Raw genomic sequence first — 24353 nt, forward strand, 5'->3', positions numbered from 1 at the left:
CGGCCCGAGCCTTCGGACGATCTTTTTCTTTCAGGCAGCGATCAGTTCGCCGGCACGGCGTGGCTCGGCAGGTTTCTCGATTTCACCAAACAACACCTTCTGCACCGCCTGCTGCGCCTCAAACGCCAGCGCCGCACGCTCCCGGTCCTGGCATTCGATCGGTTTGAGCAGATGAATTTCCACCTCACCCCGATCATTGGCGAACAAGCGCATCAGGTGCGACAGCAAATCATCATCGCCAATGAACGGTGCCAGGGTATCGAGCTCGCCAGCGCGCAGATAACGAATCGCCACCGGTTGCAGCGCCACTTCGGAATCGATCGCCGCGGACAGCAAGCGACCATGAAACGTACGCAGCGAGCGGCCATCGGTAGTGGTGCCTTCCGGGAACATCAGTAGCGGATGCTCTTGCTCCAGGTGACGGGTCATCTGTTTGCGGATCAACTGGCTGTCGCCTGAGCCACGACGAATGAACAGGCTGCCGGCCTTGGCCGCCAACCAGCCCGCCACCGGCCAGGTGCGCACTTCGGCCTTGGACAGGAACGACAGCGGCGTGAGCATGCCCAGCAACGGAATGTCGGTCCAGGACACGTGATTGCTGACCCAGAGCATCGGCGCTTTCGGCAACTCACCCTGCACAGTCACGCGAAAGGGCAGGGCATTGCTCAGCCGCGCCATGAAAAACCGCGACCAGCGCTGGCGACGGACCATCGAATGGGCAATCCCCAGTCGCTCGAATAATCCGAACACACTGGCCATGCTCAAGCCCAGCGCCACCACCAAAAGCACTCGCGCAATTCGCGCGTACACCCGCAAGCGGCTCATTACACAGCCGCCTTGAAGTGCTTGGCGTAGCGCGGGCAGAGCTCGTCGCGCTTGAGCAGGATGAACACGTCGGCCACCTGGAAGTCTTCGTCCCAGCACGGCTCGCCACAGATTTTCGCGCCCAGGCGCATGTAAGCCTTGAGCAGTGGCGGCATTTCGGCGATGACGTTGGACGGAATATCCAGCGTCGGCAGTGGTTTTTTCGGCTCGGCCCGCAGGTGTTCGGTGCACAGGTAGCGTTCGCGCAGGCGCTGCATGATCGCGTGGGCCTGAATGCCGCCGTCCTGCATCGGAATGCTCGCGCACCCCATCAAATAGCTGTAACCGCCTTGGTTCAGCACTTCGGCCAGTTCACCCCAGAGCACGGCGATGGTACCGCCGTTGCGGTAGGCCGGGTCGACGCAGGTGCGACCGATTTCCAGGATCGGGCCTTTGAGATGGACCAGGCCATGCAGGCTGAATTCTTCTTCGCTGTAGAACTTGCCCAGGCTGCTGGCCGCTGTGTGGTCGAGCAAACGGGTGGTCGCCACCAGACGCCCGGTGTTCAAGTCACGCACGCCGATGTGGGCGCAGTGAACATCGTAATCATCCATGTCCAGACCCAGTTCCGCGCCTTTCAGCCTGGCGTTGAATTCGCCGCTGAACACGTTGAAGCGCAAGGCCTGGGCTTCCTGCAACGCCTCGGCGCCCACCAGGCGTTCGGCTTGCAGGCGGCGTTCATTGCCGGTGTCGCTGATGCGGGCGATCTGAGTCATTGTGAGTCTCCGTACAGGCTGGCCACCCGTCTTGGGTTGCAGCCGATCGACTTTCTTTATGCAGCCGTGTTGTGCAAAGTCAGGCTATGTAGCCCCGGTGTCATCGCCATGAAGCTTTGGTGATGCTTATATGACAGCCCACAAGGAGCCTCTTATGCCCTGGCAAACCCTGTTGAAACGCCGCGATCGTCTGCCCGCCAATCCTGATCTGGGCGAAGGCTTTGCAGCCTTGTTGCAACAGTTGGGAGCGGTGTCGCCGTTCGAATTGGCGGTGGTCGGTGGACGGCTGATGGCGACACCGGGGCTGGCGTTTCTGGTGGGTTATCAAGCAGCGTTGCGCATGCTCTGGCCGAGCGCGCCGCTGAGCCTCGGCGCGTTGTGCGTAACCGAACAGCGCAGTTTGCGGGTGGCGGACATGCAGACCCGGCTGCGCGATCTGCGCCTGAGCGGGCGTAAGGATTTCGTCACCGCCGGCGATGCCGCCGACTGGCTGCTGGTCGCCGCTCGCAGTGAAGAGCCCGGCGAAGTGCCGCGTTTGAGTTTGGCGGTGGTTTATCCCGATGAACCGGGTGTGCGCCTGGAAAAGCTCGCGCCGATGCCACTGATGCCGGACATAGGCCACGGCCGGCTGTTTCTCGACAACGCACTGTGTGAGTTGCTGGCGGGGGATGGCTGGGATGCATACGTCAAACCGTTCCGCACACTTGAAGACATCTATGTGCTGAGCGGCATGACCGCGTGGTTGTTCGGTGTCGGTCAAGACAGCGACTGGCCGCAAACCTTGCAACTGCGCTTGCTGGCGCTGCTGGCCGGGTGTGCGGAAGTCAGCCGCCAGGCGCCGAACAATTCGGCCGGCCATGTATTGCTGGGCGGGTTATTTGCGCAGTTCGACGGGCTCAAGGCTGAAGTGAATCAGGCCCTGGCCGATGGCTCGCCAGAATGGGCGGCGATGTGGCAGCGCGATCAGGCCGTGATGGATTTGGCGGCAGGGGCGCGGGGGAAGCGGTTGGCCAAGGCGTTGGCGGGATTGTCGTAAGGTTGGAGACCCTTCGCGGGCAAGCCTCATTGGCAACACAAATCCCGGAACTGTCATCAAGCTCGACTAGGCTCTGCAGGTTGATCCCTCCGAGCGCCCCCCATGTTCAAAGGCTTGTCCCTGATTTTCATGCTGCTGCTCAGCCTCACGGCCCACGCCGAAAACTGGCCGGCCGAGCAATGGTCGCCCGCCCCGAACGTCACCGGGCCGGCACTTCAGACTCTGGAGAGTTACGCCTTTCCACCCCGCGACGATGCCACTCACCAAGGCATCCGCACCGATGCCTTGCTGGTGATCCGCGACGGTCAGCTGATCTACGAACGCTACGCTGGCGCGACCCGCGCCGACACTCCGCACCTGACCTGGTCCATCAGCAAAAGCCTCATGGCCACAGTCCTCGGCGTGGCTTATGGCGAAGGCCTGTTCAAACTCCAGGATCCGGCGCAGAAATTCTATCCACCGCTGGAAAAACACCCAGCCATGACCATGGCCGACCTGCTGCACTGGGCCTCGGGCCTGGACTGGCAGGAAGACTATGAATACGCACCGTTGAAGTCCTCGGTGGTGGCCATGCTCTACACCCGTGGTCACCGCGACATGGCCGCGTTCACTGCCGACCACGACGAGTACGCCAAACCCGGTCAGGCATTCCGCTACTCCAGCGGCGACAGCAACTTGCTCTCCGCCGCGCTTAAAACCATCGTCGGCCCAGCCCGTTATCCGGATTATCCGTGGACCGCGCTGTTCGAACCCTTGGGGATTCGCAGTGCGGTGTGGGAAACAGACGCCACGGGCACGTTTGTCGCATCGTCCTATGCCTACCTCTCCGCCCGGGACCTGGCTCGGGTCGGCCTGTTGATGGCGCGCGACGGTCGTTGGCGTGAGCGGCAATTGCTGCCCAAGGATTGGGTCGACTTCAGCCGCGAGCCTTTTGCCCGCTATCAAGCCAACCAGGATGAAGCAGTGCCCGGCGGGCATTGGTGGCTCAATCGTGCGGTGGATGGCGCGACACAACCTTGGCCCGATGCTCCCGCCGATACCTTCGCCGCGCTGGGTCATTGGGGGCAGGCGATGTACGTGATTCCCAGCGAAAAACTGGTGATCGTGCGCTACGGCGATGATCGCGATGGCAGTTATCGGCACAATGAATTGCTCAAACTCGCGCTCAAGGCGTTTGCCATGAAGGTGCAGCCATGAGCCGCCACAGCTTTATTCGCCGTCGGCCGTTCAGCACGCTGTTGCTGGTGCTGCTGATCGCCTTGCTTGGCTGGATCTGGCAGGAGCGTGTGGCGCTGTGGGCCTTCCCCGACATCATCAGCGCCTACACCGCCAAGGAATATTGCTCGTGCCGGTATGTGATGAATAATTCGGCCGAGTATTGCCAGAGTTATGTGAAGCAGTATTTATCCACCAGCGGTTTCGTCGATGACGCCGCGAGCAAGCGTGTGATGGTGGGTGGTATGGGGCGTAGCAACAGCGCTGTTTGGGTTGGCGAACGCCAGGGTTGTCGCCTGCAACCCTGAACTACACCCGTAGCAGCCTTCAGCAGCTGCTACAGGTTTGCAACTGACTCGCGGGCGGTTAAGGTTCGCTCAGGTTTATCTGCCCCCGAGTTTCTATGTTCAAGCGGTCCTTCTGCAAAACCCTCGCTTTCCTGCTGCTGGCCGGTGTCACCGTGTCGGCCCAAGCCAATTGGTACCTGGACGGCGAGTCCTCGCGGCTGTCGTTCATCAGCACTAAAAACGCCAACATCTGCGAAGTGCAGCGCTTTCTGGTGCTGCACGGCAAGGTCGATCCCAAAGGCCTGGCGCAGGTGGAGGTTGAAATGGAGTCGGTCAACAGCGGCATTCCGTTGCGTGACGAACGCATGCGCAAGGAGCTGTTCGAGATCCAGACGTTTCCTGATGCGTTGATCACCACACAGATCGATCTACGGCCGATCAACGACCTGGCGCCGGGCGCGCAACTGGAGTTGCGCTTGCCGCTGACCGTCAACCTGCATGGTAAACAACAGCAATACAATGCCGAGCTGCTGGCGACCCGTCTCGACGACCGGCGCTTTCAAGTGGTGACCCTCGAACCTTTGGTGATCAACGCTGAAGATTTCGACCTGGCCCCGGGCCTCGAAAGCTTGCGCAAGGTGGCCGGTTTGTCGGCCATCAGCCTGTCGGTGCCGGTGGGTGCGGTGCTGATTTTCACGGCGCGCTGAGATGCGCGGCGCAATTTTCCCGTGGCGCGACGGCAACCGCTTTGAGCTGCTGATCGATGGCCCGCAGTTTTTTCCGCGAATGCTGGTGGCGATTGCTCGCGCCGAAGAGCAAGTCGAACTGGAGCTGTATCTGGTGGAGGCGGGCGCCTGCGCCGAGGCCATGGTGCAGGCGCTGGTCCAGGCGGCCGAGCGCGGTGTGCGGGTGCGCTGCCTGTTCGATGACTATGGCAGTCTGGCTTTCACCCTGACCTTGCGTCAGCGCCTGATGGCCGCCGGTGTCGAGTTGCGTTTCTACAATCGCCTGAGCTGGCGCCGTTGGGTGGGCAACTTTTATCGCGATCACCGCAAGTTGCTGCTGGTGGATCAATGCCTGGCGGTGGTCGGCGGCACCGGGGTGACCGATGAGTTCTGGACACCGGGCGAAGACACCAGCGAATGGCACGAAGTGATGGTGGAAATCGTCGGCCCGTTGGTGCTCGACTGGCAGTTATTGTTCGACCGCCAATGGATCGCCAACCGCCATCGACGCGCCTGGAAACCCACTGCGCACTTCGGTTTGCCGCGCTTGCCGCGAGTGCCGGCCATGGGCGAGGGCATGGGCCGGGTCGCCTATGCCGACGCCCGCCAACACCGCGATATTTTGCAGTCGCTGGTTCGTGCGCTGAACAGCGGCCAACGCCGAATCTGGCTGGCCACGCCGTATTTCCTGCCGACCTGGAAAGTCCGTCGCTCACTGCGCCGGGCGGCGGCGCGTGGCCTGGATGTGCGTCTGCTGCTGACCGGGCCGCGCACCGATCACCCGTCGGTGCGCTACGCCGGGCATCGCTACTACCCGCGTCTGCTCAAGGCCGGGGTGAAGATCTTCGAATACCAGCCGTGTTTCCTGCACCTGAAAATGGTGTTGATCGATGACTGGGTGAGCATCGGCTCGTGCAATTTCGATCACTGGAATCTGCGTTTCAATCTGGAAGCCAACCTTGAGGCACTGGACCTTGGGCTGACCCGAGCGGTGGCGGCGAGTTTCGAGAATGACTTTGCCCTGAGCCAGGAAGTCAGCCTCGAGGCATGGAAGCGCCGACCGTTGTGGCGGCGGGTCAAGCAAAGGGTGTGGGGATGGGTGGATCGGCTGGTGGTGAATCTGCTGGATCGGCGCGGATAGTCGTTCAGATCGTTCCCACGCTCTGCGTGGGAATGCAGCCCGTGACGCTCCGCGTCACTGGACGTGGAGCGTCCCTTGAGGCATTCCCACGCAGAGCGTGGGAACGATCAGTCCATGCGCGGGGTTAAAGCAACTCAAAGCTCTGCTGCGTCACGTCCTGGGAGTCCAGGCCGATCTGCACGTTGAACTTGCCCGGTTCGGCGGCGTACTTGAGCTGGGCGTTGTAGAACTTCAGGTCATCCTCGGTGATGGTGAAGCGCACGACTTTCTGTTCGCCGGCCTTGACCAATACTTTCTGGAAGTTCTTCAGTTCCTTGACCGGGCGGATCATCGAGCCGGTTACGTCCTGGATGTACAGCTGCACCACGGTTTCGCCGTCACGCTTGCCGGTGTTCTTCACCACGACGCTGGCGTCGAGCTTGCCGGTCTTGTTCAGTGTGGTCGACGACAGGGCCATGTCGGTCAGGCTGAACTGGGTGTAGCTCAGGCCGAAGCCGAACGGGAACAGCGGCCCGGTGGTGTCTTCGAAATACTGCGAGGTGTAGTTGCCCGGTTTGCCCGGAGTGAACGGCCGGCCAATGCTCAGGTGGTTGTAGTAGGTCGGAATCTGACCCACCGAGCGCGGGACAGTGATCGGCAGTTTGCCCGACGGGTTGTAGTCGCCGAACAGTACGTCAGCGATGGCGTTGCCGCCTTCGGTGCCGCTGAACCAGGTTTCCAGAATCGCGTCAGCCTGCTCGTTCTCTTCGAGAATCGACAGCGGACGACCATTCATCAACACCAGCACCAGCGGTTTGCCGGTGGCTTTCAACGCCTTGATCAGTTCGCGCTGGGCGGCCGGGATGTTCAGGTCGGTGCGGCTCGAGGATTCGTGGGACATGCCACGGGATTCGCCCACCGCTGCCACCACCACGTCCGCTTGCCTGGCAGCTTTCACCGCTTCATCGATCAGGGCATTGGCCGAGCGCGGATCATCCACCACTTCCGGCGCGTCGAAGTTGAGGAAGTTCAGGTAATCGAGGATTTTTTTGTCGCTGGTGATGTTCGCGCCACGGGCGTAGATCAGCGTCGACTGCGCGCCAAGCGCACTGGTCATGCCGTCGAACAAGGTCACCGATTGCTCGGGGCGGCCAGCCGCGGCCCAACTGCCCATCATGTCGATCGGCGCCTTGGCCAGTGGACCGACCAGAGCGATTTTCGCGGTTTTCTTCAGCGGCAGGGTATCGCCCTGGTTCTTCAGCAACACCAGGCTGCGACGTGCGACATCACGGGCTTCGGCGCGGTGCAGGCGGCTTTCGGCGTAGGTGTCGACCGGGTCATCCTCGGCCTTGCCGATGCGCAGGTACGGGTCTTTGAACAGGCCCATGTCGTACTTGGCGGCGAGCACTTCACGCACAGCGTTGTCGATGTCTTTCTGTTCGATCTCACCGGCCTTCAGCAGCCCTGGCAATTCCTTGCCATACAGGGTGTCGTTCATACTCATGTCGATGCCGGCCTTGATCGCCAGCTTCGCGGCTTCGCGACCGTCAGCGGCGACGCCGTGCTTGATCAGCTCGAAAATCGCCCCGTGGTCGCTGACCGCCAGGCCCTTGAAGCCCCATTCCTTGCGCAACAGGTCGTTCATCAGCCAGGTGTTGGCGGTGGCCGGCACGCCGTTGATCGAGTTCAGCGCAACCATCACCCCGCCGGCACCGGCGTCAATCGCCGCGCGGTACGGTGGCAGGTAATCCTGGTACATCTTGACCGGGCTCATGTCGACGACGTTGTAGTCGCGACCGCCCTCGACCGCGCCGTACAAGGCAAAGTGCTTGACGCTGGCCATGATGCTGTCGGCTGCGTTCGCACCGGTGCCCTGGAAGGCCTTGACCATTACGCCGGCGATCCGCGAAACCAGGTAGGTGTCTTCGCCGAAGCCTTCGGACGTGCGGCCCCAGCGTGGGTCGCGGGAAATATCAACCATCGGTGCGAAGGTGATGTCGAGGCTGTCAGCCGCCGCTTCCTGGGCGGCGATGCGCCCGGAGCGACCAATGGCGTCCATGTCCCAGCTCGAGGCCAGGGCCAGCGGAATCGGGAAAATGGTGCGGTGGCCGTGGATCACGTCATAGGCGAAGAACATCGGGATCTTCAACCGGCTGCGCATGGCCGCATCCTGCATCGGACGGTTTTCGGCGCGAGTGATCGAGTTGAAGGTGCCGCCGATATTGCCGGCAGCGATCTCCTTGCGGATCATCTCCCGCGGCATTTCCGGGCCGATGCTGATCAGGCGTAACTGGCCGATCTTTTCATCGAGGGTCATTTGCTTCATCAGGTGGCTGATGAAGGCGTCCTTGTTCTCTATCGGTGCGGGCGTCGTGGCGGCCAATACGGTATGACTGGCCAGGCTGACGAACAGGCCCAGCAAACACAGCTTCTTCATGAATGGTTTTCTCAAAAGCCTAAACGGCAGTGAATACACGCCGGTCAGCCAAAATTTTGGGAGCGACTATTGTTGTTCAGGTAAATGCAGCAAACTTCTGCAGCGTGTCAGTGCTGGGCATCTTTTAGCCCATTGGCTCGATGCAATCCAGTAGCGGCGCAGATTATGCCCCAAGAGCGGGGTTCAAAGTTCGACGGTTGTTTTTCAACGGAATGTGCAAGGAGCGTCAACCAGATGAATGTACGACACCACTATCGGTCGAGCCTGCAGGTTGCAGCCTTGATGTTGCTGACCACACTATTGGCCGGTTGCGGAATCAACACTATCCCGACCCTCGACGAGCAGGCCAAGGCTGCCTGGGGCCAGGTGCAGAATCAGTACCAGCGCCGCGCCGACCTGATTCCCAATCTGGTGGAAGTCGTCAAGGGTTACGCCAAGCATGAAGAAGCCACCCTGACGGCGGTGATCGAAGCCCGGGCCAAGGCGACGTCGATCCAGGTCGATGCGAAGTCCCTCGATAATCCGGAAAAACTCAAACAGTATCAGCAGGCCCAGGATCAGTTGAGCGGTGCCCTCAGTCGTTTGATGGTGGTCTCTGAGCGCTACCCGGACCTCAAGGCCAACCAGAATTTCCTGGCGCTGCAATCGCAACTGGAAGGCACCGAGAACCGCATCGCCGTGGCGCGTCGCGATTTCATCCTGGCGGTGCAAAAGTACAATACCGAGCTTCGCACTTTCCCCGGTCGCCTGTGGCACAGCGTGATGTACAGCGATTTGCCGATTCGCGAAACCTTCGAGGCCACCACTCCCGGGGCCGAACAAGCGCCACAAGTGAAATTCTGATCAACGCCCTGTCGGCGATACAGTTATCAGGGATGAGGTTCCAATGCGTGTTTTTAGAATAGGCCTGGCGCTATTGTTGTGCGCCATGGCACTCATGGTCCAGGCTGAATTGACGTTTCCGGCACTGACCGCAAGGGTGGTGGACAACGCCCGATTGATCGAGCCTGGGGTGCGCGAGCAATTGACGCAACAGCTCCAGGCTCACGAAAAGGCCACCGGTGAACAGGTGGTGGTCGTCACAGTGGAAAACCTGCAGGGCGCCAGCATCGAAGACTTCGGTTATCAGCTGGGACGCCACTGGGGCATCGGCCAGAAGGACAAGAATACGGGTGCCTTGCTGATCGTCGCCCGTGACGACCGCAAGTTGCGCATCGAAGTCGGGTATGGACTGGAAGATCGCCTGACCGATGCCCAGAGTTCGGTGATCATCAATCAGGTGATCACTCCCTCGTTCAAGACAGGCAATTTCAGCAAGGGCATCAGTGACGGCGTGGCCGCCATGCTGGTGGTGCTGGGCGGCAACCCGCTGAACGAGGGGCCGCCGGAAGACGAAGAGTCGTTCGGCCAGATATTTGCCAATGGCGTGGGTATGCTTTTTATCATGGCATTGCCTTTTTTGATTACGTACTGGTTCCTGAACATGCTCGGCGTAGTGGGCTCAAGGGGACGAAGCTCGTCTGACGACATATTCTACGGCAGCGGCTCTGGTGGGAGCAGCGGCAGTGGAGATGGCGGCGGGGGCTTCAGCGGCGGCGGGGGCAGTTTCGGGGGCGGCGGTTCGTCGGGCGGCTGGTGATCTGCAGGTAAAAACAACAACAGCGAGCAGGCATTCATAAACATGGCATTACTGACTGAACACGAACAACGCAAAGTCGCCGAGGCGATTGCCCGGGTCGAGCGCGACACCGACGCCGAACTGGTGACGGTGCTGGCGGCCCGCGCCGACGATTACGCGTATATCCCGCTGCTCTGGGCCAGCCTGCTGGCGCTGGTGGTGCCGGGTATCGTGCATTACCTGACGGGCTGGCTGACCCTGCACAGCCTGTTGCTGGTGCAGTGGCTCAGTTTCATCGTGTTGTGCCTGGCGTTCCGGATTCCGAAAGTCACCACGCGCTTGATTCCGCGCTCGGTGCGTCATTGGCGCGCGTCGAACCTGGCGCGCCGGCAGTTTCTGGAGCAAAACCTGCACCACACGGTGGGCAGCACCGGCATGCTGATTTTCGTCTCCGAGGCCGAGCGCTATGTGGAAATTCTGGTGGATGAAGGGATTTCCAAACGGCTAGACAACAAGAACTGGGACGCGATAGTGGCGGCGTTTACGCAGCAGGTGAAACAAGGGCAGACATTGCAGGGGTTTGTGACGTGCATCGAGGCATGCGGCGAGTTACTCAAGGTGCATGTGCCGGTGACTCATGTGAGGAATGAATTGCCGAATCGGTTGGTGGTGTTGGGCTAGATCTTTTGATTCTGCACCGTTCGGCAAATAACTGCGTGTCCCGAACGGCCATCCCCCCTAAAATACCCACCATTCCCCGATTCGCACCGCCCGAGGCCGTTTTTTTCCCATGTCTGTCACTGCCACTCCCGCCAGCCTCGCGCCGGATCACCACGCCCAGTTCATCGACCTGCTGCAAACCAGCCTCGACCAGAACGCCTTCATCAAACTGGTGCTGGCCAAGTACGTTGGTACAGAGGCGGATTTGCAGCGGCTGATCATCAAGCAACTGACGGTCAAGGATCAGCCGTGCCTGTCCTTCGTCTACCGCTACAAAACCCGCGACATCACCAAGAACCTGCCGATTACCGAAGGCGTGGCGACCATCGCCGCGCTGTTGCCGGCGTCGTTCAAAAATGCGCATTTACTGTCATTGACCGACGAAGCCCAGCTCGAATACAGCAAAAAGGGCAAATCTTCGCTGTTCAAGAGCAAACCTCAGCAATTGCGCGAAGTGCCGTCCGCCGAGCACAACCGCGAGAAGAACCGTTTTCTCGACCTGAGCCGGCCGTTTCTCAAAGACCTCGGCGTAACCAACGCGCAGCATGAGCTGATCCCGGCGATGTCGCGCAAGTGGAAGCAGATCAACAAGTTCATCGAAGTCTTCAGCCATGCACTGACCTCCTCGCCGCTGGCGCTGGACAAGCCCGTGCGGGTGGCGGATTTCGGCTCGGGCAAGGGCTACCTGACGTTCGCGATCCACGACTACCTGCGCAACACCTTGAAGGCCGAAGGCGAGGTGACCGGCGTCGAGCTGCGCGAAGACATGGTCAGCCTGTGCAACAGCGCGGCGGCGAAGCTGGAGCATCCGGGGCTGGTGTTCAAATGCGGTGACGTGCGCAGCGTCGCGCCGAGCGAGCTGGACGTGATGATTGCGTTGCATGCCTGCGACATCGCCACCGACTATGCGATTCACACCGGCATTCGTTCCGGCGCTTCGATCATCATGTGCTCGCCGTGCTGCCACAAACAGATCCGCCTGCAGATCCAGAGCCCGGCGTTGCTCAAGCCGATGTTGCAATACGGCCTGCACCTGGGCCAACAGGCGGAAATGGTTACCGACAGTTTGCGTGCGTTGTTTCTGGAAGCGTGCGGTTACGAAACCAAGGTCTTTGAGTTCATCTCACTGGACCACACCAACAAGAACAAGATGATCCTGGCGGTCAAGCGCGCCGAGCCGGTGGACCCGGCTCAGCTGTTGGTGAAGATTCAGGAACTGAAGGATTTCTACCACATCAGCGAACATTGCCTGGAAACCCTGCTGCGGGCTGACGGCTACCTCTGATTGCTGCTGTGGACGGCGGTTGCGGATCACCGCACCGCCTGCTCCTGCAGGGTTAGGCCCTGGCAACACGCGCGGGCTGCACCGCCGTCTTGCGCCCCAACATCACCGTCACGATCACTCCGGCCGCAAACAGCCAGGTTATCGACTCGACGTGCTCACCGAAGAACAACGCCGAAAATGCGATCGTGAAGAAAATCTGCAGCAACTGGATCTGGCTGACCCGGGCAATGCCGCCCATGGCCAGCCCCGCGTACCAGGCAAAGAACCCGATGAACTGTGAAAACAGCGAGACGTAACCAAACGCCCACCAGGTTTTGGCTGAAATCTCGCCCTGATGTTGCAGCGCCAGATACACCACCGGTCCGATCAGCAGCGGCGTCGATAGCACCAGCGCCCAGCAGATCACCTGCCAGCCACCCATCTCCTTGGCCAATCGGCCGCCTTCGGCATAACCCAACCCTCCCACGGCAATCGCGCCGAGCATCAACAAATCACCGGCCTGAATGCTGCCCGCGCCGCTGATCAGCGCATAACCGAGCACCAACGCACTGCCCAACGCGGCGCAGGCCCAGAAGGCTTTTGACGGACGCTCATGGGACAGCCACGCGGCATACAACGCCACACACAGCGGTTGCAAGCCGTTGACCAGTGCGCCGTGAGAGGCGGGCAACGTCTGCATGGCCCAGGCCGACAGCACCGGGAAACCAAGGATGACCCCGGTAATCACCAGCGTCAGGCCTTTGACCTGCTTCCAGGTGGGCCATTTTTCACGGTGCCACAGCAATAAAAGCGCTGCCGGAATCGCCGCGAACAGCGCACGACCGAGGCCGTTGAGCAGCGGATGAAGTTCCTGCACGACGATTCGTGTGAAGGGCAGGGTCAGGCTGAAGATAACGACGCCGAGCAGGCCGAGGGCCATGCCAGTGTTTTCGCGCGAGGACATGATGGGTGACCAGAATTAAGGATGGCGGGAAGTTTCTTTATCTAGCCATAAACTGTGCATACCGCTCTGTTACAGCTAGGCGCAGAGTTATCCGTACAGTTAAGCGCGGTTCCTGTGGCGAGGGAGCTTGCTCCCGCTGGGGCGCGAAGCGGCCCTACCGGTTTCGTCAATCAATCGGTGGTCTCTGGTTTTGCGACTGCTTCGCAGCCAAGCGGGAGCAAGCTCCCTCGCCACAAAAGCCAAATCCAATACACATCATCCGTAGTAACTGGTTATTACCCACCCCGTCGGATAAGGACTACCTTGAATACTCCTGCATGCCCACGCATTTCCCAGAGGAGTCCTCCCCATGGCGGCTAAAAAAATTCTGATGCTGGTCGGCGATTACGTCGAAGACTATGAAGTGATGGTGCCGTTCCAGGCGCTGCTGATGGTCGGCCACACGGTGCACGCCGTTTGCCCGGACAAAACCGCCGGCCAGACCGTGCGCACAGCGATCCATGACTTCGAAGGCGACCAGACCTACAGCGAAAAACCCGGTCACCTGTTTGCCCTGAACTTCGATTTCGCCAAGGTAGACGCCGCGGACTACGACGCGCTGCTGGTGCCGGGTGGTCGTGCGCCGGAATACCTGCGCCTGAACGAAAAAGTCCTGGAGCTGGTGCGAGCGTTCGACAAGGCCGGCAAACCGATTGCCGCCGTGTGTCACGGTGCGCAACTGTTGGCCGCGGCAGGCATTCTTGAAGGCCGCGAGTGCAGTGCTTACCCCGCGTGTGCCCCGGAAGTGCGCCTGGCGGGTGGCACGTTCATCGATATCCCGGTGACGGAAGGTCATGTTCAAGGCAATCTGGCCACTGCACCGGCCTGGCCGGCACACCCGAGCTGGCTGGCCGGTTTCCTCGGGTTGCTGGGCACCAAAATCACGCTGTAACGAGGGACCTGTCCATGTGCGAGCTCTACGTCAAGGCCGATCCGATTCTCTACGAATCGCGCTCCCGCTCGCTGCGCATCTGCGGGGTGGTGACCACCCTGCGGCTGGAGAATCAGTTCTGGGACATCCTCAGCGAAATCGCCGAGGTCGACGGCATGACCACCAATCAGTTGATCGCCAAGCTGTATGAAGAGGTGATGGACTACCGCGGCGAAGTGGTGAATTTCGCCTCGTTCTTGCGGGTCAGCTGCATGCGGTATTTATCCCAGCGGCGCGTCGCGTCACCCCAAATGAGCGTCGTACGGTCGGCCTGAACATCAAAAGATCGCAGGCTTCGCCAGCTCCTACAGAGGTATACGATCTCATGTAGGAGCTGGCGAAGCCTGCGATCTTTTGATCTTGCGGTTGAGGTGGTCTTTACTCTGAAGCGCAAACCTCTCAATCGCCAAGGAGAAGAAGCATGTCTGGATGGTACGAAGTGAGCAAAACCGTCAACGGTCAATTCAAGTTTGTATTAAAAGCGGCCAATGCCGAAACCATTCTGACCAGCGAGCTGTACACCACGCGCGGTGCGGCCGACAGCGGTATCGCCTCGGTTCAGGCCAACAGTCCGCTGGACGAACGCTACGAGAAAAAAACCACCAAGGACGGCCATCCTTACTTCAACCTCAAGGCTGCCAACCATCAGATCATCGGCAGCAGCGAATCCTACTCATCGGATGCCGCGAGGGATAAAGGCATCGCCAGCGTCAAGGCCAACGGCCCGACCACGGTGATCAAGGACAAGACCTTGCCGGTGCTCTAAACACACCGGATACCAATGTGGGAGCGAGCTTGCTCCCACATTGGAATGCATTCCTCCTCTGGGAGCGAGCCTGCTCGCGATGACATTAGACCTGTCGCCGCTAAACCTCGATCGGTACCGCAAGCTTCGGATTACCAAGCGCATGGGTCTTCGAATCAAAAAACCGCAGCTCCACCCCCGTCCCCTCAAACACCTTCGTGTAATGCCGTTTCTGATGCTGGATGAACGCTTTGCTGCGCGGGTAAATCGAAATCGCCGCTGTCTTCGGCTTCGCCTGGCGCAATGCATGAATGATGTGACTGTCTTGCTCGCCAAGGGCATGCCCGAAAATGCACAGCCCATCGCCATGGCCCAGTAACTGGTCGTAGCAGAACGACAGGTAATCCGAGCTGCGAATGGTCTTGAGCTTGTCTTGGGTCGGACCTTCGTTGACGAACAGCGGCACGTCGTCGAGGGTCCTGATCGTATTGTTGATGGCGAAGCTGCCCAGCAACGTACCCTCGGTCGACATCAATTTACGCGCCGTGCCGTCCTGATTGCGCACCAGATGCAGGCCGCCGTGCAGGTACAGCAGACGGGTTTTGTCTGTCGCGGTGAGGCTCAGATCAAAACGCGGCTCGGAGCCCTGAAACAGATCGATAATGGCGTCAGGCCGGTGCTGGACCGCCCAGTAATTGAGCAAGTCGTAATTGGTGGTGAACACCGTGCGATAGCTGCCCAGTTCCTGATTGATCGTCGCGAGCGTCGAGGGCACCACCAACCGCCAAGGGATATGCACCGCATGCACGGTGTTGATCAGCGCTTCCTTGATCGCGTAATAGCGATTGCGCGGCGCGGCAGAGCTGACGGCCAGGGCCTTGTTGACCCGGCTGGTGGTTTTCAGCGCCCCAAGCACCTGTTCGAAACTACGCGTCTGCATCGCGTCGAACACGCTCAGTTCGGATTGGCTCAGAGGCTTTTCCTCGACGGTGCGGGCGTTTTCGAACAGCGAGTCATAGCCGAAGTCGTCCCATACCGCGCGACTGGCGCCGTTACCCACCAGCAGGCCGCCGAAAGAGGCGGTGGTGCGCAAGGCGTTCCAGTCTTCAAGTTGGGCATCGACATCCTGGAAATCGGTCATTGCGTTCGTTGTCTCAAAGCAAAAGGTCTGATGGACGGCGACTTTATCACGCCCCGGCCTTGAGCCAGATCAAGTTAGCGCACGACTAATGGGTCGATCCTGTGCGCACCCGCCGGATCGGTGCTGTTGATTCGGCTTCAGCCAGGAGACTCGCGCATGAGCAGTACGTTTTTCATCCCCGCTGTGAACATCATGGGCACCGGTTGCCTCGACGAAGCCATGGACGCCATTCGCAAGTATGGTTTTCGCAAGGCGCTGATCGTCACCGACGCCGGATTGGCCAAGGCTGGCGTGGCGACGATGATTGCCGAGAAACTGGCGATCCAGGACATCGACTCGGTGATTTTCGACGGCGCCAAGCCGAATCCGAGCATCGCCAACGTCGAACTTGGCCTGGGCCTGCTCAAGGAAAGTCGCTGTGATTTCGTGGTGTCTCTGGGCGGCGGTTCGCCTCACGACTGCGCCAAGGGCATCGCCTTGTGTGCCACAAACGGTGGGACGATTCGTGACTACGAAGGTGTCGATCAGTCGACCAAAGCGCAACTGCCGCTGATCGCGATCAACACCACTGCCGGCACTGCCAGCGAGATGACCCGTTTTTGCATCATCACCGACGAATCCCGTCACGTGAAAATGGCCATCGTCGATCGCAACGTCACGCCACTGCTGTCAGTCAACGATCCGGCGCTGATGGTCGCCATGCCCAAGGGCCTGACTGCCGCCACTGGCATGGACGCACTGACCCACGCCATCGAAGCCTACGTCTCCACGGCCGCCAACCCGATTACCGATGCCTGTGCGCTGAAAGCCATCACCTTGATCAGCAATAACCTGCGACTGGCCGTACGCGACGGCAGTGACATGATCGCTCGGGAAAACATGGCTTACGCGCAGTTCCTCGCTGGTATGGCGTTCAACAATGCGTCCTTGGGATATGTCCATGCCATGGCCCACCAATTGGGCGGGTTCTACGACTTGCCGCATGGTGTGTGCAATGCGGTGTTGCTACCTCATGTGCAAAGCTTCAACGCGCTGGTCTGCGCCGATCGCTTGACCGATGTTGCCCGCGCGATGGGCGCCGACGTTCGCGGGTTCAGCCCGGAAGAGGGCGCGCAGGCGGCGATCACGGCCATTCGCGACCTGGCCAAGGATGTGGAAATCCCGGCTGGTTTACGTGAGCTCGGTGCCAGGCTCAACGACATCCCGGTGCTTGCCAGCAATGCCCTGAAAGACGCCTGTGGACTGACCAATCCACGGAAGGCGGATCAGCGGCAGATCGAGGAGATTTTCCGCAGCGCGTTTTAACCAGGGCACGGTTCGGACGCAAAGAACGCTATGCTGCGATCTCGTCCGAGCCGACATTGCCGAGTGCCTGATGCTGCAAAAAAGCCTGATCCGCCGCCTCGACCTGATCACTCTCCAACTGTTTGTGGCTGTCCACGAAGAGGGCACCTTGACCCGTGCCGCCGCCCGTGAAGCGATCGCGGTGTCGGCGGCCAGCAAGCGCTTGATGGAGTTGGAGGAGGCATTTGGTATCAGCCTGTTCGTGCGCCAAGCCAAGGGTATGACCCTGACGCCGGCCGGTGAAACCCTGCTGCACCACGCCCGGCAGATGCTGTTCAACGTCGAGAAAATGGGCCTCGAACTGGGCGAACATAGCCACGGTGTTCGGGGTTATGTGCGGATGCTTGCCAATCTGTCGGCGATCATTCAGTTCCTGCCCGAAGACTTGAGGGACTTTTCCGAGCGCCATCCGCAGGTCAAGACCGACCTCGAAGAACGCCCCAGCATTGGGGTGATTCAGGGTGTGCTCGATGGCGTGGCGGACCTCGGGATTTGCTCCAGCGACAGTGACGTCAAAGGTTTGCACAGTGTTCTTTATCGCCGGGACAAACTGATGGTGTTGATGCCGACCGATCATCCGCTGGCGAGTCGTTCGACCCTGGCGTTTGTCGACACGCTGGACAGCGATTACGTTGGCCTGCACGCCGCCAGTTCCATCAACATGCGCACTCATGCGGCTGCGCGCAAGGCCGGCAAGGTGCTGAGGCTGCGGATTCATGTGCCGGGTTTCGACGCCATGTGCCGGATGGTCCAGGCCAACATGGGCATCGGCATCCTGCCGCAAAAGGCTTACGAACTGTTTGGCCGGGCGTTGGGTTTGCACGCGGTGCCGCTGACGGATGACTGGTCCGATCGCGCGTTGATTCTGGTGGTGCGTGATGAAGCGAGACTGTCGCCGGTGAGCCGGACGTTGTTTGAGCAGTTGCGCGGTCAGGCCTGAATATTCTCTATCCGACTTGCCCGCGAAGACTGACTTGAGGTCGCGGTAATCCCCAGCCAGCCAGCCAGGCATTCGCGTTTCGCGAACGGTCGTTGCCAACTGAAGGTTGGATTCCTTGCCCCTCGGTCCTCTAGCCTTGGCCCATATTCCAAGAACAAGAGGTACCCCACGATGACTGCCCCCTTGAGTGCAATCAAAGTGATCGAGATCGGCACACTGATCGCCGCGCCGTTCGCGGCGCGCATGCTCGCCGAGTTCGGCGCCGACGTAATCAAGATCGAAGCCATGGGCCAGGGCGATCCCCTGCGCAAATGGCGCAAGCTGCACGAAGGCACTTCGCTGTGGTGGTACCTGCAATCGCGAAACAAGAAGTCCCTGGCGCTGAATCTGAAATCCCCTGAAGGCATCGAACTGGTCAAGCAACTGGCGACCGACGCCGATGTGCTGATTGAAAACCTGCGCCCCGGCGCCCTGGAAAAACTCGGCCTGGGCTGGGACGTGTTGCATGCCCTCAATCCCAACCTGACGCTGGTGCGTATTTCCGGTTATGGCCAGACCGGCCCGTACCGTGATCGTCCGGGTTTCGGTGCCATCGGCGAGGCCATGGGCGGGATTCGCTACACCACCGGCACCCCCGGTTCACCGCCGGCCCGAGTGGGGGTGAGCCTGGGTGATTCCCTGGCCTCGCTGCATGCGGTGATCGGCGCCTTGATGTCGCTGCTGCGGGTCAAGACCGGTCAGGGCGGCGGGCAGGTGGTGGATGTGTCTTTGGCCGAAAGCGTGTTCAACGTGATGGAAAGCCTGGTGCCGGAATACGACATGCTGGGCCATGTTCGTGAGCGCAGCGGCGGGGCATTGCCGGGCATCGCGCCGTCCAATACTTACCTGACCGCCGACGGTGCCTACGTGGTGATCGCCGGCAACAGTGACCCGATCTACAAGCGCCTGATGGCGGTGATCGGTCGGGTCGATCTGGCCGAAGCGCCGGAGTTTGCGCATAACGATGGCCGCGCCGCCAAAAGTAATGTGCTCGACGCCGCCATCACTCATTGGACCAGCAGCTTGCCTATCGATGAGGTGTTGTCGGCACTGGAAGCTGCCGAAGTCCCGGCCGGACGCATCTACTCGGTAGCCGACATCGTCGCCGATCCTCACTACCAGGCGCGGGGCATGCTGCTCAGCGCCGAACTGCCCGGTGGCGCCACGGTGAAGATGCCGGGCATCGTACCGAAAATGTCCGAGACCCCCGGTGGCGTGAACTGGTCGGGACCGAGCCTGGGTCAGCACACCGACGGCATCCTCGCGGGGCTGGGCCTGACTGACCAGGACATCGAACGGCTGAAAGCTGAAGGGGTGGTGCAATGATCACTGATTATTCAGAGGCCCTGATTGTTCAGGAAGTCTCCCCTCGTGACGGCTTGCAGATTGAGCCGACCTGGGTCGAAACCGTCGACAAGATTGCGCTGATCGACCAGTTGTCGCTGGCGGGGTTCAGCCGCATCGAAGCGGGCTCGTTCGTCTCGCCCAAGGCCATTCCAGCGCTGCGTGATGGCGAGCAAGTGTTCAAGGGTATCGCCCGACGGCCGGGCGTGATCTATGTCGCATTGATCCCCAACCTCAAAGGCGCACAACGAGCGCTGGATTCGGGGGCCGATGAGCTGAATCTGGTGATGTCCGCCAGCCAGACCCACAACCTGGCGAATATGCGGATGCGCTGCGAGGCGTCATTGGCGGCGTTTGGCGAGATCGTCGAATTCGTTCGCGGCACGCAGGTGCGGCTCAACGGCAGTATCGCCACGACCTTCGGTTGCCCGTTCGAAGGCAGGATCGATGAGGACCGAGTGCTGCAGATCGTCGACGCCTATCAGGAACTCGGTATCCAGGGCATTACCCTGGCCGACACCACCGGCATGGCTAATCCACGTCAGGTCGATTGGCTGGTGCGCAGAGTCTTGCAGCGGGTTTCGCCAGCGGATCTGACCCTGCATTTTCACAACACGCGCGGCCTCGGTCTGTGCAACGTACTGGCCGCCTACGAGGCCGGAGCCCGACGCTTCGACGCGGCCCTCGGCGGCCTTGGCGGTTGCCCGTTTGCGCCGGGTGCTTCGGGCAATATCTGCACTGAAGATCTGGTCAATCTGTGCGATGAAATCGGTATTCATACCGGCATCGATCTGCCGTTGTTGCTGAAGTTGTCCCGAGGGCTGCCGGCGCTGCTTGGCCATGAAGTGCCTGGTCAGTTAGCCAAGGCGGGGCGTAATTGCGACCTGCACCCCACGCCTCCCTGACACACCGCTCTCTCCTACAAAAAACCACCAGACAACAAAAACAATCGGACGCCCAAGGGAAGTCCATCTGGAGAAACACTATGAGCCTCAATGTATTGGAGGCGGGCGTGAGCTCGTCCGTGAGCCACGACGCCGAAAAAACCTTGGTCCGCAAAGTCGCCTGGCGACTGATGCCGCTGATCATGGTCTGCTATCTGTTCGCGTTTTTCGATCGCATCAACATTAGCTTTGCCAAGTTTCAGTTGCAGGCCGACCTGAGCCTGAGCGACACCGCGTATGGCCTTGGTGCCGGGCTGTTTGTGGTCGGTTACGTGATCTTCGAAGTGCCGAGCAACATGATGCTCTACAAGGTCGGCGCGCGGCGCTGGATCGCCCGGATCATGATGTCGTGGGGTATCGCCACGGCGGCCATGGTCTTCGTCAACAGCGAATGGCAGTTCTACGCTCTGCGCTTTGTGATCGGCGCGATGGAAGCGGGTTTCGCGCCGGGTGTGCTGTATTACCTGACGCTGTGGTTCCCGCAGCACTATCGCGGGCGCATCACCTCGATGCTGTTCCTCGCGTCGGCGTTTGCCGGGCTGGTCGGCGCACCGTTCTCCGGGCTGGTGCTGCAACACCTTGATGGCTTCCTTGATATGCGCGGCTGGCATTGGCTGTTCCTGCTCGGTGGCGTGCCTTGTATCGGCCTCGGTTTGTTGGTGCTGACCTTGCTCAAGGACCGCATCGAAGACGCCCATTGGCTGACGTCGTCAGAGAAGAAACTGCTCGCCAGCCGAATCGCTCACCACGAACCGCACAAGAGCGGCGGTTCCTTGCTGGCTGCACTGCGAATTCCGGGTTTCCTGACGCTGGGGCTGATCTACTTTCTGATTCAGGTGGCGTCTTACGGCTTGAATTTCTGGGCGCCGCAGCTGATTCGCAGTGCCGGCACCGAGAGTCCGGTGATGATCGGCTTGCTGACCGCCATTCCCTACGTCTGCGGCGCCATCTGTATGGTGGTGATCGGGCGGTTGTCCGATGCCACCGGCGAGCGGCGCAAGTTTGTCGCAGGTCTGGTGGCGGTAGGCGCGGTGGGGTTCTTCAGCGCAGGGATCTTCGCTGACCACACGACTTTCCTGATTGTCGCCCTGGGCTTGCTCGGTGCCGGGATCATCGCCTCCATCCCCAGCTTCTGGACCCTGCCGCCGAAACTGCTGGCGGGTGCCGGAGCAGGTGCCGCCGGCGGGATCGCGGTGATCAACACCCTCGGCCAGTTCGGTGGGATCGTCAGCCCGGTCATGGTCGGGCGAATCAAGGACCTGACCGGCAGCACCACCCCGGCCCTGTACGTCATCGGCGTTGCCGCGCTGATCGCCGCTGCGTTGTTGCTGTGGGGGTTGCCGCAGAAGCTGCGCACGCTCGACAAATATTAAGGCGACTGTGCAAGGCCTTTCGTAGGCAATGGTTGATTGTCCTGAGCTTCGTCGGTGCCTTTATGGCCTACGCTATTCTCATAGTCACCGTCGGTGTACATCGTCGTGAACTGACGATCACCCGGTTATACGGGGTAATGTTCATCGGTTTTGCCATCAATGTCCTAGTGCCTGCGCTGCCGGGACTGGTGACGAACAAGGCTTGAGACTGATCGCAAGGACGCGTCAGCTGCACAGTCATCGCTGGGGCGCATGACCGATCAGGGAGGGTTATTCAATGTTGCATTGTCCGGATACGCTCTCGGCATTATGGAAACCAGAAATTCCGCACCACTGGCGAGCTACATCGATCTCTTGCTGGACGCTGTCTGTGCGGTGGACAAACAAGGTCGCTTCGTATTTGTCAGCGCGGCCTGCGTGCGCATTTTTGGTTACACCCCCCAGGAGTTGATCGGCCGGCCGATGATCGAACTGGTGCATCCCGCCGACCGCCAGCGCACCCTCGACGCCGCGCGGGAGATCATGGGGGGCGAGCCCAAGCTCAACTTTGAAAATCGTTACCTGCGCAAGGACGGGCAAGTGGTGCACATTCTCTGGTCGGCGCGCTGGTCGGAGGTCGATCAGTTGCGCATCGCCGTGGCGCGCGACATCACCGAGCGCAAGCAGGCCGAGTCCCGGCAAGCGACGCTGTATGCAATCTCCGAAGCAGCCCATGCGGCGGAAGATCTGCTGGCATTGTTCAAACGCATCCATTCGATCATCGGTGAATGTCTTCCGGCGTTGAGTTTCTCTGTGGCGCTGTATGACGAGCACTGCGCGCAGCTCAATTTTCCCTATCACGTCGACGACCGTGAACCGCAACCCGAGGAGCCCGGGACTGTGACCGGGCGTCTTTGCAGCGAAGTGATTCGCAGCGGCTTGCCGATTCTGCTGACCCCGGATCAGGACAATCCGCCAGCGGGATTTGCGGCGCTGGTTGCGGCCCAGGATGCGCCCTGCTGGCTGGGCGTGCCATTAAGTTCGCAGAACAACGGCACTATTGGCGCGTTGATCGTTAAAAGCGTTCCGGGCGGCGAGCGTTACACCGAGCAAGACAAGGAGCTGCTGCAGTATGTTTGCGCTCAGGTCGCGACTGCTGTCGAGCGCAAGCAATTGCATGCCCGGCTCCAGCGCATGGCTCAGTACGACCAACTGACTCAGTTGCCCAATCGCGAATTACTGCGCGAACGCCTAAAAGCCTCGCTGGCACTGGCCCGAGCAGATTCCGGTCGAATGGCGTTGCTCTACGTCGACCTTGACCGCTTCAAGCAAGTCAACGATACCCACGGTCATGCGGTCGGCGACATGCTGCTGCAAGCGGTCGCCAATCGGCTCAAGGGCTGCGTGCGCGAAACCGACACGGTGGCGCGTATCGGCGGTGATGAATTTATCGTGTTATTACACAGCATCCACGCCTGTGAAGACGCCGAGAACGTGGCAGGAAAAATCCGCCAGGTACTGGTTCAGCCCCTACGCCTGGACGGGCACAACCTGAACATCCAACCGAGTATCGGTGTCGCGCGATATCCCGAGCATGGCACTGAAGAAAACCAGCTGTTCAGGCATGCCGATGACGCAATGTACACCGCCAAACGTCAGCATCACTTGCGTCTCGGGGCCTGAAAGTCCGTCACCGTTCGTCGCAGTGTTGCCAGTTTTTTTAAACCTTTTTGACGATGGAAATTCTTATTCTATGCGGGCGGCTGCTCGCTGCTCTCATCATCAAGAGGATGAAAACCATGCCTACTTCAAAAAATCCGAGTCCGGGTAGTGCCCATGATCGAACGAAGGCGTCTGAAGCCGGTCGCAAAGGTGGGAAAACCACCACGACGACCGTTGATAAAGACTCCGCGAAAGGCGGCATGGGCCGCAAAGGTGGTCAGAAATCCCGGTAATAGTGAAGATGGTTTTATCAAAAGACGGGGGCGCAAGCCCCCGTTGGAATTTTCAACGAAGGAGGGCGCGCCCATGAGCCGGATGGCCACCCGTTTACGCAATGCCAGTCTGGTCACGTTACTGGGTCTGTTTGCCAGCAGCGTCTGGGCTCAATCTGCCACCGAGTTCATCAACGAAGCATCAGCCAAAGGCATGGCGGACATCGAAGCCAGTCGCCTGGCGCACCAGAAAACTGAATCCAAAGCGGTCAAGGATTACACCATCGTGGTAATCAACGATCTCACCACCGCCAACCAGCATCTGGCAAAAATCGCCAGGCAACTCGATTTGCCGATCGCACCACGCGAAGAGGTGATGGATAAGGCCAAAGCCTTGATTCCCGAGGTGAAGGACGATGCGTCCTTCGATCAGGCGTATGCCGCCAGTCAGGTGAAAACTACCCAAGAGACCATCGAGCAGCTTCAACAACAAGCGCAGACCACGGACGTGCCGCAAATCAAAGCGTTCGCCGAAGAAACCCTGCCCAAACTGCAAAACCATCTGCAAATGGCCAGGGCCCTGCAAGCCAGTCGCTAGCACTCATGGCGCGGGTGACGTCGCCGGTCACCCGCG

At 60.2% G+C, this 24353-nt stretch carries 25 protein-coding genes and 1 pseudogene; 21 read left to right on the top strand and 5 right to left on the bottom strand.

Annotated elements, in window-relative coordinates:
* Window positions 1-30: 30 nt before the first annotated feature.
* Entirely contained in the window at window positions 31-825 is a 795-nt protein-coding gene (locus tag LOY56_RS05850; RefSeq protein ID WP_258620467.1) for a 1-acyl-sn-glycerol-3-phosphate acyltransferase, read from the bottom strand.
* Window positions 825-1580 (bottom strand): L-ornithine N(alpha)-acyltransferase, encoded by a 756-nt coding sequence (gene olsB, locus LOY56_RS05855; protein ID WP_019580897.1) that lies wholly within the window; start codon window positions 1578-1580, stop codon window positions 825-827. The genes LOY56_RS05850 and olsB overlap by 1 nt, the downstream gene beginning before the upstream one ends.
* Before the next feature lie 154 nt (window positions 1581-1734).
* On the opposite strand from olsB, the gene LOY56_RS05860 reads away from it, so the two are divergent.
* The 5 genes from LOY56_RS05860 (at window position 1735) to LOY56_RS05880 (ending at window position 5984) form a co-directional block, all read left to right on the top strand.
* Window positions 1735-2616 carry an acyl-CoA dehydrogenase family protein gene (locus LOY56_RS05860; protein ID WP_258620468.1) on the top strand — a complete coding sequence of 294 codons (882 nt, stop codon included), beginning with the start codon at window positions 1735-1737 and terminating at the stop codon, window positions 2614-2616.
* A 102-nt stretch (window positions 2617-2718) separates the two neighbouring features.
* Entirely contained in the window at window positions 2719-3813 is a 1095-nt protein-coding gene (locus tag LOY56_RS05865) for a serine hydrolase (protein WP_258620469.1), read from the top strand.
* Window positions 3810-4139 (top strand): amidase, encoded by a 330-nt coding sequence (locus LOY56_RS05870; protein WP_258620470.1) that lies wholly within the window; start codon window positions 3810-3812, stop codon window positions 4137-4139. Before LOY56_RS05865 ends, LOY56_RS05870 begins: the two co-directional genes overlap by 4 nt.
* A 95-nt stretch (window positions 4140-4234) precedes the next feature.
* Window positions 4235-4825, top strand: a complete 591-nt coding sequence (locus LOY56_RS05875) for a YceI family protein (protein WP_258620471.1) — start codon at window positions 4235-4237, stop codon at window positions 4823-4825.
* 1 nt (window position 4826) lies between these two features.
* Window positions 4827-5984 (top strand): phosphatidylserine/phosphatidylglycerophosphate/cardiolipin synthase family protein, encoded by a 1158-nt coding sequence (locus LOY56_RS05880; protein ID WP_258620472.1) that lies wholly within the window; start codon window positions 4827-4829, stop codon window positions 5982-5984.
* A gap of 124 nt (window positions 5985-6108) precedes the next feature.
* On the opposite strand, the gene bglX is transcribed toward LOY56_RS05880, so the two are convergent.
* Window positions 6109-8400, bottom strand: coding sequence for a beta-glucosidase BglX (bglX, locus tag LOY56_RS05885; RefSeq protein ID WP_258620473.1), 2292 nt, complete (start codon window positions 8398-8400; stop codon window positions 6109-6111).
* A gap of 234 nt (window positions 8401-8634) precedes the next feature.
* On the opposite strand from bglX, the gene LOY56_RS05890 reads away from it, so the two are divergent.
* The 4 genes from LOY56_RS05890 to LOY56_RS05905 all read left to right on the top strand — a co-directional run bounded on the left by LOY56_RS05890 (window position 8635) and on the right by LOY56_RS05905 (window position 12023).
* Complete coding sequence (locus LOY56_RS05890; RefSeq protein WP_258620474.1) at window positions 8635-9243, top strand: LemA family protein; 609 nt, start codon at window positions 8635-8637, stop codon at window positions 9241-9243.
* A gap of 43 nt (window positions 9244-9286) precedes the next feature.
* Window positions 9287-10039: a YgcG family protein gene (locus LOY56_RS05895; RefSeq protein WP_258620475.1), complete on the top strand. Its 753-nt coding sequence runs from the start codon at window positions 9287-9289 to the stop codon at window positions 10037-10039.
* Window positions 10040-10081: 42 nt separating this feature from the next.
* Window positions 10082-10699: a TPM domain-containing protein gene (locus LOY56_RS05900; protein WP_258620476.1), complete on the top strand. Its 618-nt coding sequence runs from the start codon at window positions 10082-10084 to the stop codon at window positions 10697-10699.
* Window positions 10700-10808: 109 nt separating this feature from the next.
* A complete protein-coding gene (locus tag LOY56_RS05905; RefSeq protein ID WP_258620477.1) occupies window positions 10809-12023 on the top strand; it encodes an SAM-dependent methyltransferase in 1215 nt (404 codons plus the stop codon).
* 52 nt (window positions 12024-12075) lie between these two features.
* Here the strand turns inward: LOY56_RS05905 and LOY56_RS05910 are convergent, their stop codons facing one another.
* Entirely contained in the window at window positions 12076-12966 is an 891-nt protein-coding gene (locus LOY56_RS05910) for a DMT family transporter (protein ID WP_258620478.1), read from the bottom strand.
* Between the two features lie 349 nt (window positions 12967-13315).
* On the opposite strand from LOY56_RS05910, the gene LOY56_RS05915 reads away from it, so the two are divergent.
* From LOY56_RS05915 to LOY56_RS05925, 3 genes are all read left to right on the top strand, one after another.
* The gene (locus tag LOY56_RS05915; protein ID WP_258620479.1) at window positions 13316-13897 is read left to right on the top strand and encodes a DJ-1/PfpI family protein; all 582 of its coding nucleotides are present in this window, start codon (window positions 13316-13318) and stop codon (window positions 13895-13897) included.
* Between the two features lie 14 nt (window positions 13898-13911).
* The gene (locus tag LOY56_RS05920; RefSeq protein ID WP_258620480.1) at window positions 13912-14211 is read left to right on the top strand and encodes a ribbon-helix-helix domain-containing protein; all 300 of its coding nucleotides are present in this window, start codon (window positions 13912-13914) and stop codon (window positions 14209-14211) included.
* A gap of 146 nt (window positions 14212-14357) precedes the next feature.
* Complete coding sequence (locus LOY56_RS05925; protein ID WP_258620481.1) at window positions 14358-14702, top strand: YegP family protein; 345 nt, start codon at window positions 14358-14360, stop codon at window positions 14700-14702.
* 100 nt (window positions 14703-14802) lie between these two features.
* On the opposite strand, the gene LOY56_RS05930 is transcribed toward LOY56_RS05925, so the two are convergent.
* Window positions 14803-15822, bottom strand: a complete 1020-nt coding sequence (locus LOY56_RS05930; RefSeq protein WP_258620482.1) for a DUF4917 family protein — start codon at window positions 15820-15822, stop codon at window positions 14803-14805.
* A 156-nt stretch (window positions 15823-15978) separates the two neighbouring features.
* Between LOY56_RS05930 and yiaY the strand changes: the two genes are divergently transcribed.
* The 9 genes and pseudogenes from yiaY to LOY56_RS05970 all read left to right on the top strand — a co-directional run bounded on the left by yiaY (window position 15979) and on the right by LOY56_RS05970 (window position 24317).
* Entirely contained in the window at window positions 15979-17127 is a 1149-nt protein-coding gene (yiaY, locus tag LOY56_RS05935; protein ID WP_258620483.1) for an L-threonine dehydrogenase, read from the top strand.
* 70 nt (window positions 17128-17197) lie between these two features.
* Window positions 17198-18106 carry a LysR substrate-binding domain-containing protein gene (locus LOY56_RS05940; RefSeq protein WP_258620484.1) on the top strand — a complete coding sequence of 303 codons (909 nt, stop codon included), beginning with the start codon at window positions 17198-17200 and terminating at the stop codon, window positions 18104-18106.
* A 171-nt stretch (window positions 18107-18277) separates the two neighbouring features.
* Entirely contained in the window at window positions 18278-19471 is a 1194-nt protein-coding gene (locus LOY56_RS05945; protein WP_258620485.1) for a CaiB/BaiF CoA-transferase family protein, read from the top strand.
* Window positions 19468-20394 (top strand): hydroxymethylglutaryl-CoA lyase, encoded by a 927-nt coding sequence (locus LOY56_RS05950; protein ID WP_258620487.1) that lies wholly within the window; start codon window positions 19468-19470, stop codon window positions 20392-20394. Before LOY56_RS05945 ends, LOY56_RS05950 begins: the two co-directional genes overlap by 4 nt.
* A gap of 80 nt (window positions 20395-20474) precedes the next feature.
* The gene (locus LOY56_RS05955) at window positions 20475-21806 is read left to right on the top strand and encodes an MFS transporter (protein ID WP_258620489.1); all 1332 of its coding nucleotides are present in this window, start codon (window positions 20475-20477) and stop codon (window positions 21804-21806) included.
* 29 nt (window positions 21807-21835) lie between these two features.
* Window positions 21836-22012: pseudogene (locus LOY56_RS05960) on the top strand (LysE family translocator); the annotation flags it as partial.
* Between the two features lie 103 nt (window positions 22013-22115).
* Window positions 22116-23468, top strand: coding sequence for a GGDEF domain-containing protein (locus LOY56_RS05965; RefSeq protein WP_258620490.1), 1353 nt, complete (start codon window positions 22116-22118; stop codon window positions 23466-23468).
* Window positions 23469-23584: 116 nt separating this feature from the next.
* Window positions 23585-23740, top strand: coding sequence for a KGG domain-containing protein (locus LOY56_RS26850; protein ID WP_008014777.1), 156 nt, complete (start codon window positions 23585-23587; stop codon window positions 23738-23740).
* 73 nt (window positions 23741-23813) lie between these two features.
* Window positions 23814-24317 carry a DUF4142 domain-containing protein gene (locus LOY56_RS05970; RefSeq protein WP_258620492.1) on the top strand — a complete coding sequence of 168 codons (504 nt, stop codon included), beginning with the start codon at window positions 23814-23816 and terminating at the stop codon, window positions 24315-24317.
* Window positions 24318-24353 lie beyond the last annotated feature (36 nt).

Source organism: Pseudomonas sp. B21-048 (assembly GCF_024748615.1).
Lineage (GTDB): Bacteria > Pseudomonadota > Gammaproteobacteria > Pseudomonadales > Pseudomonadaceae > Aquipseudomonas.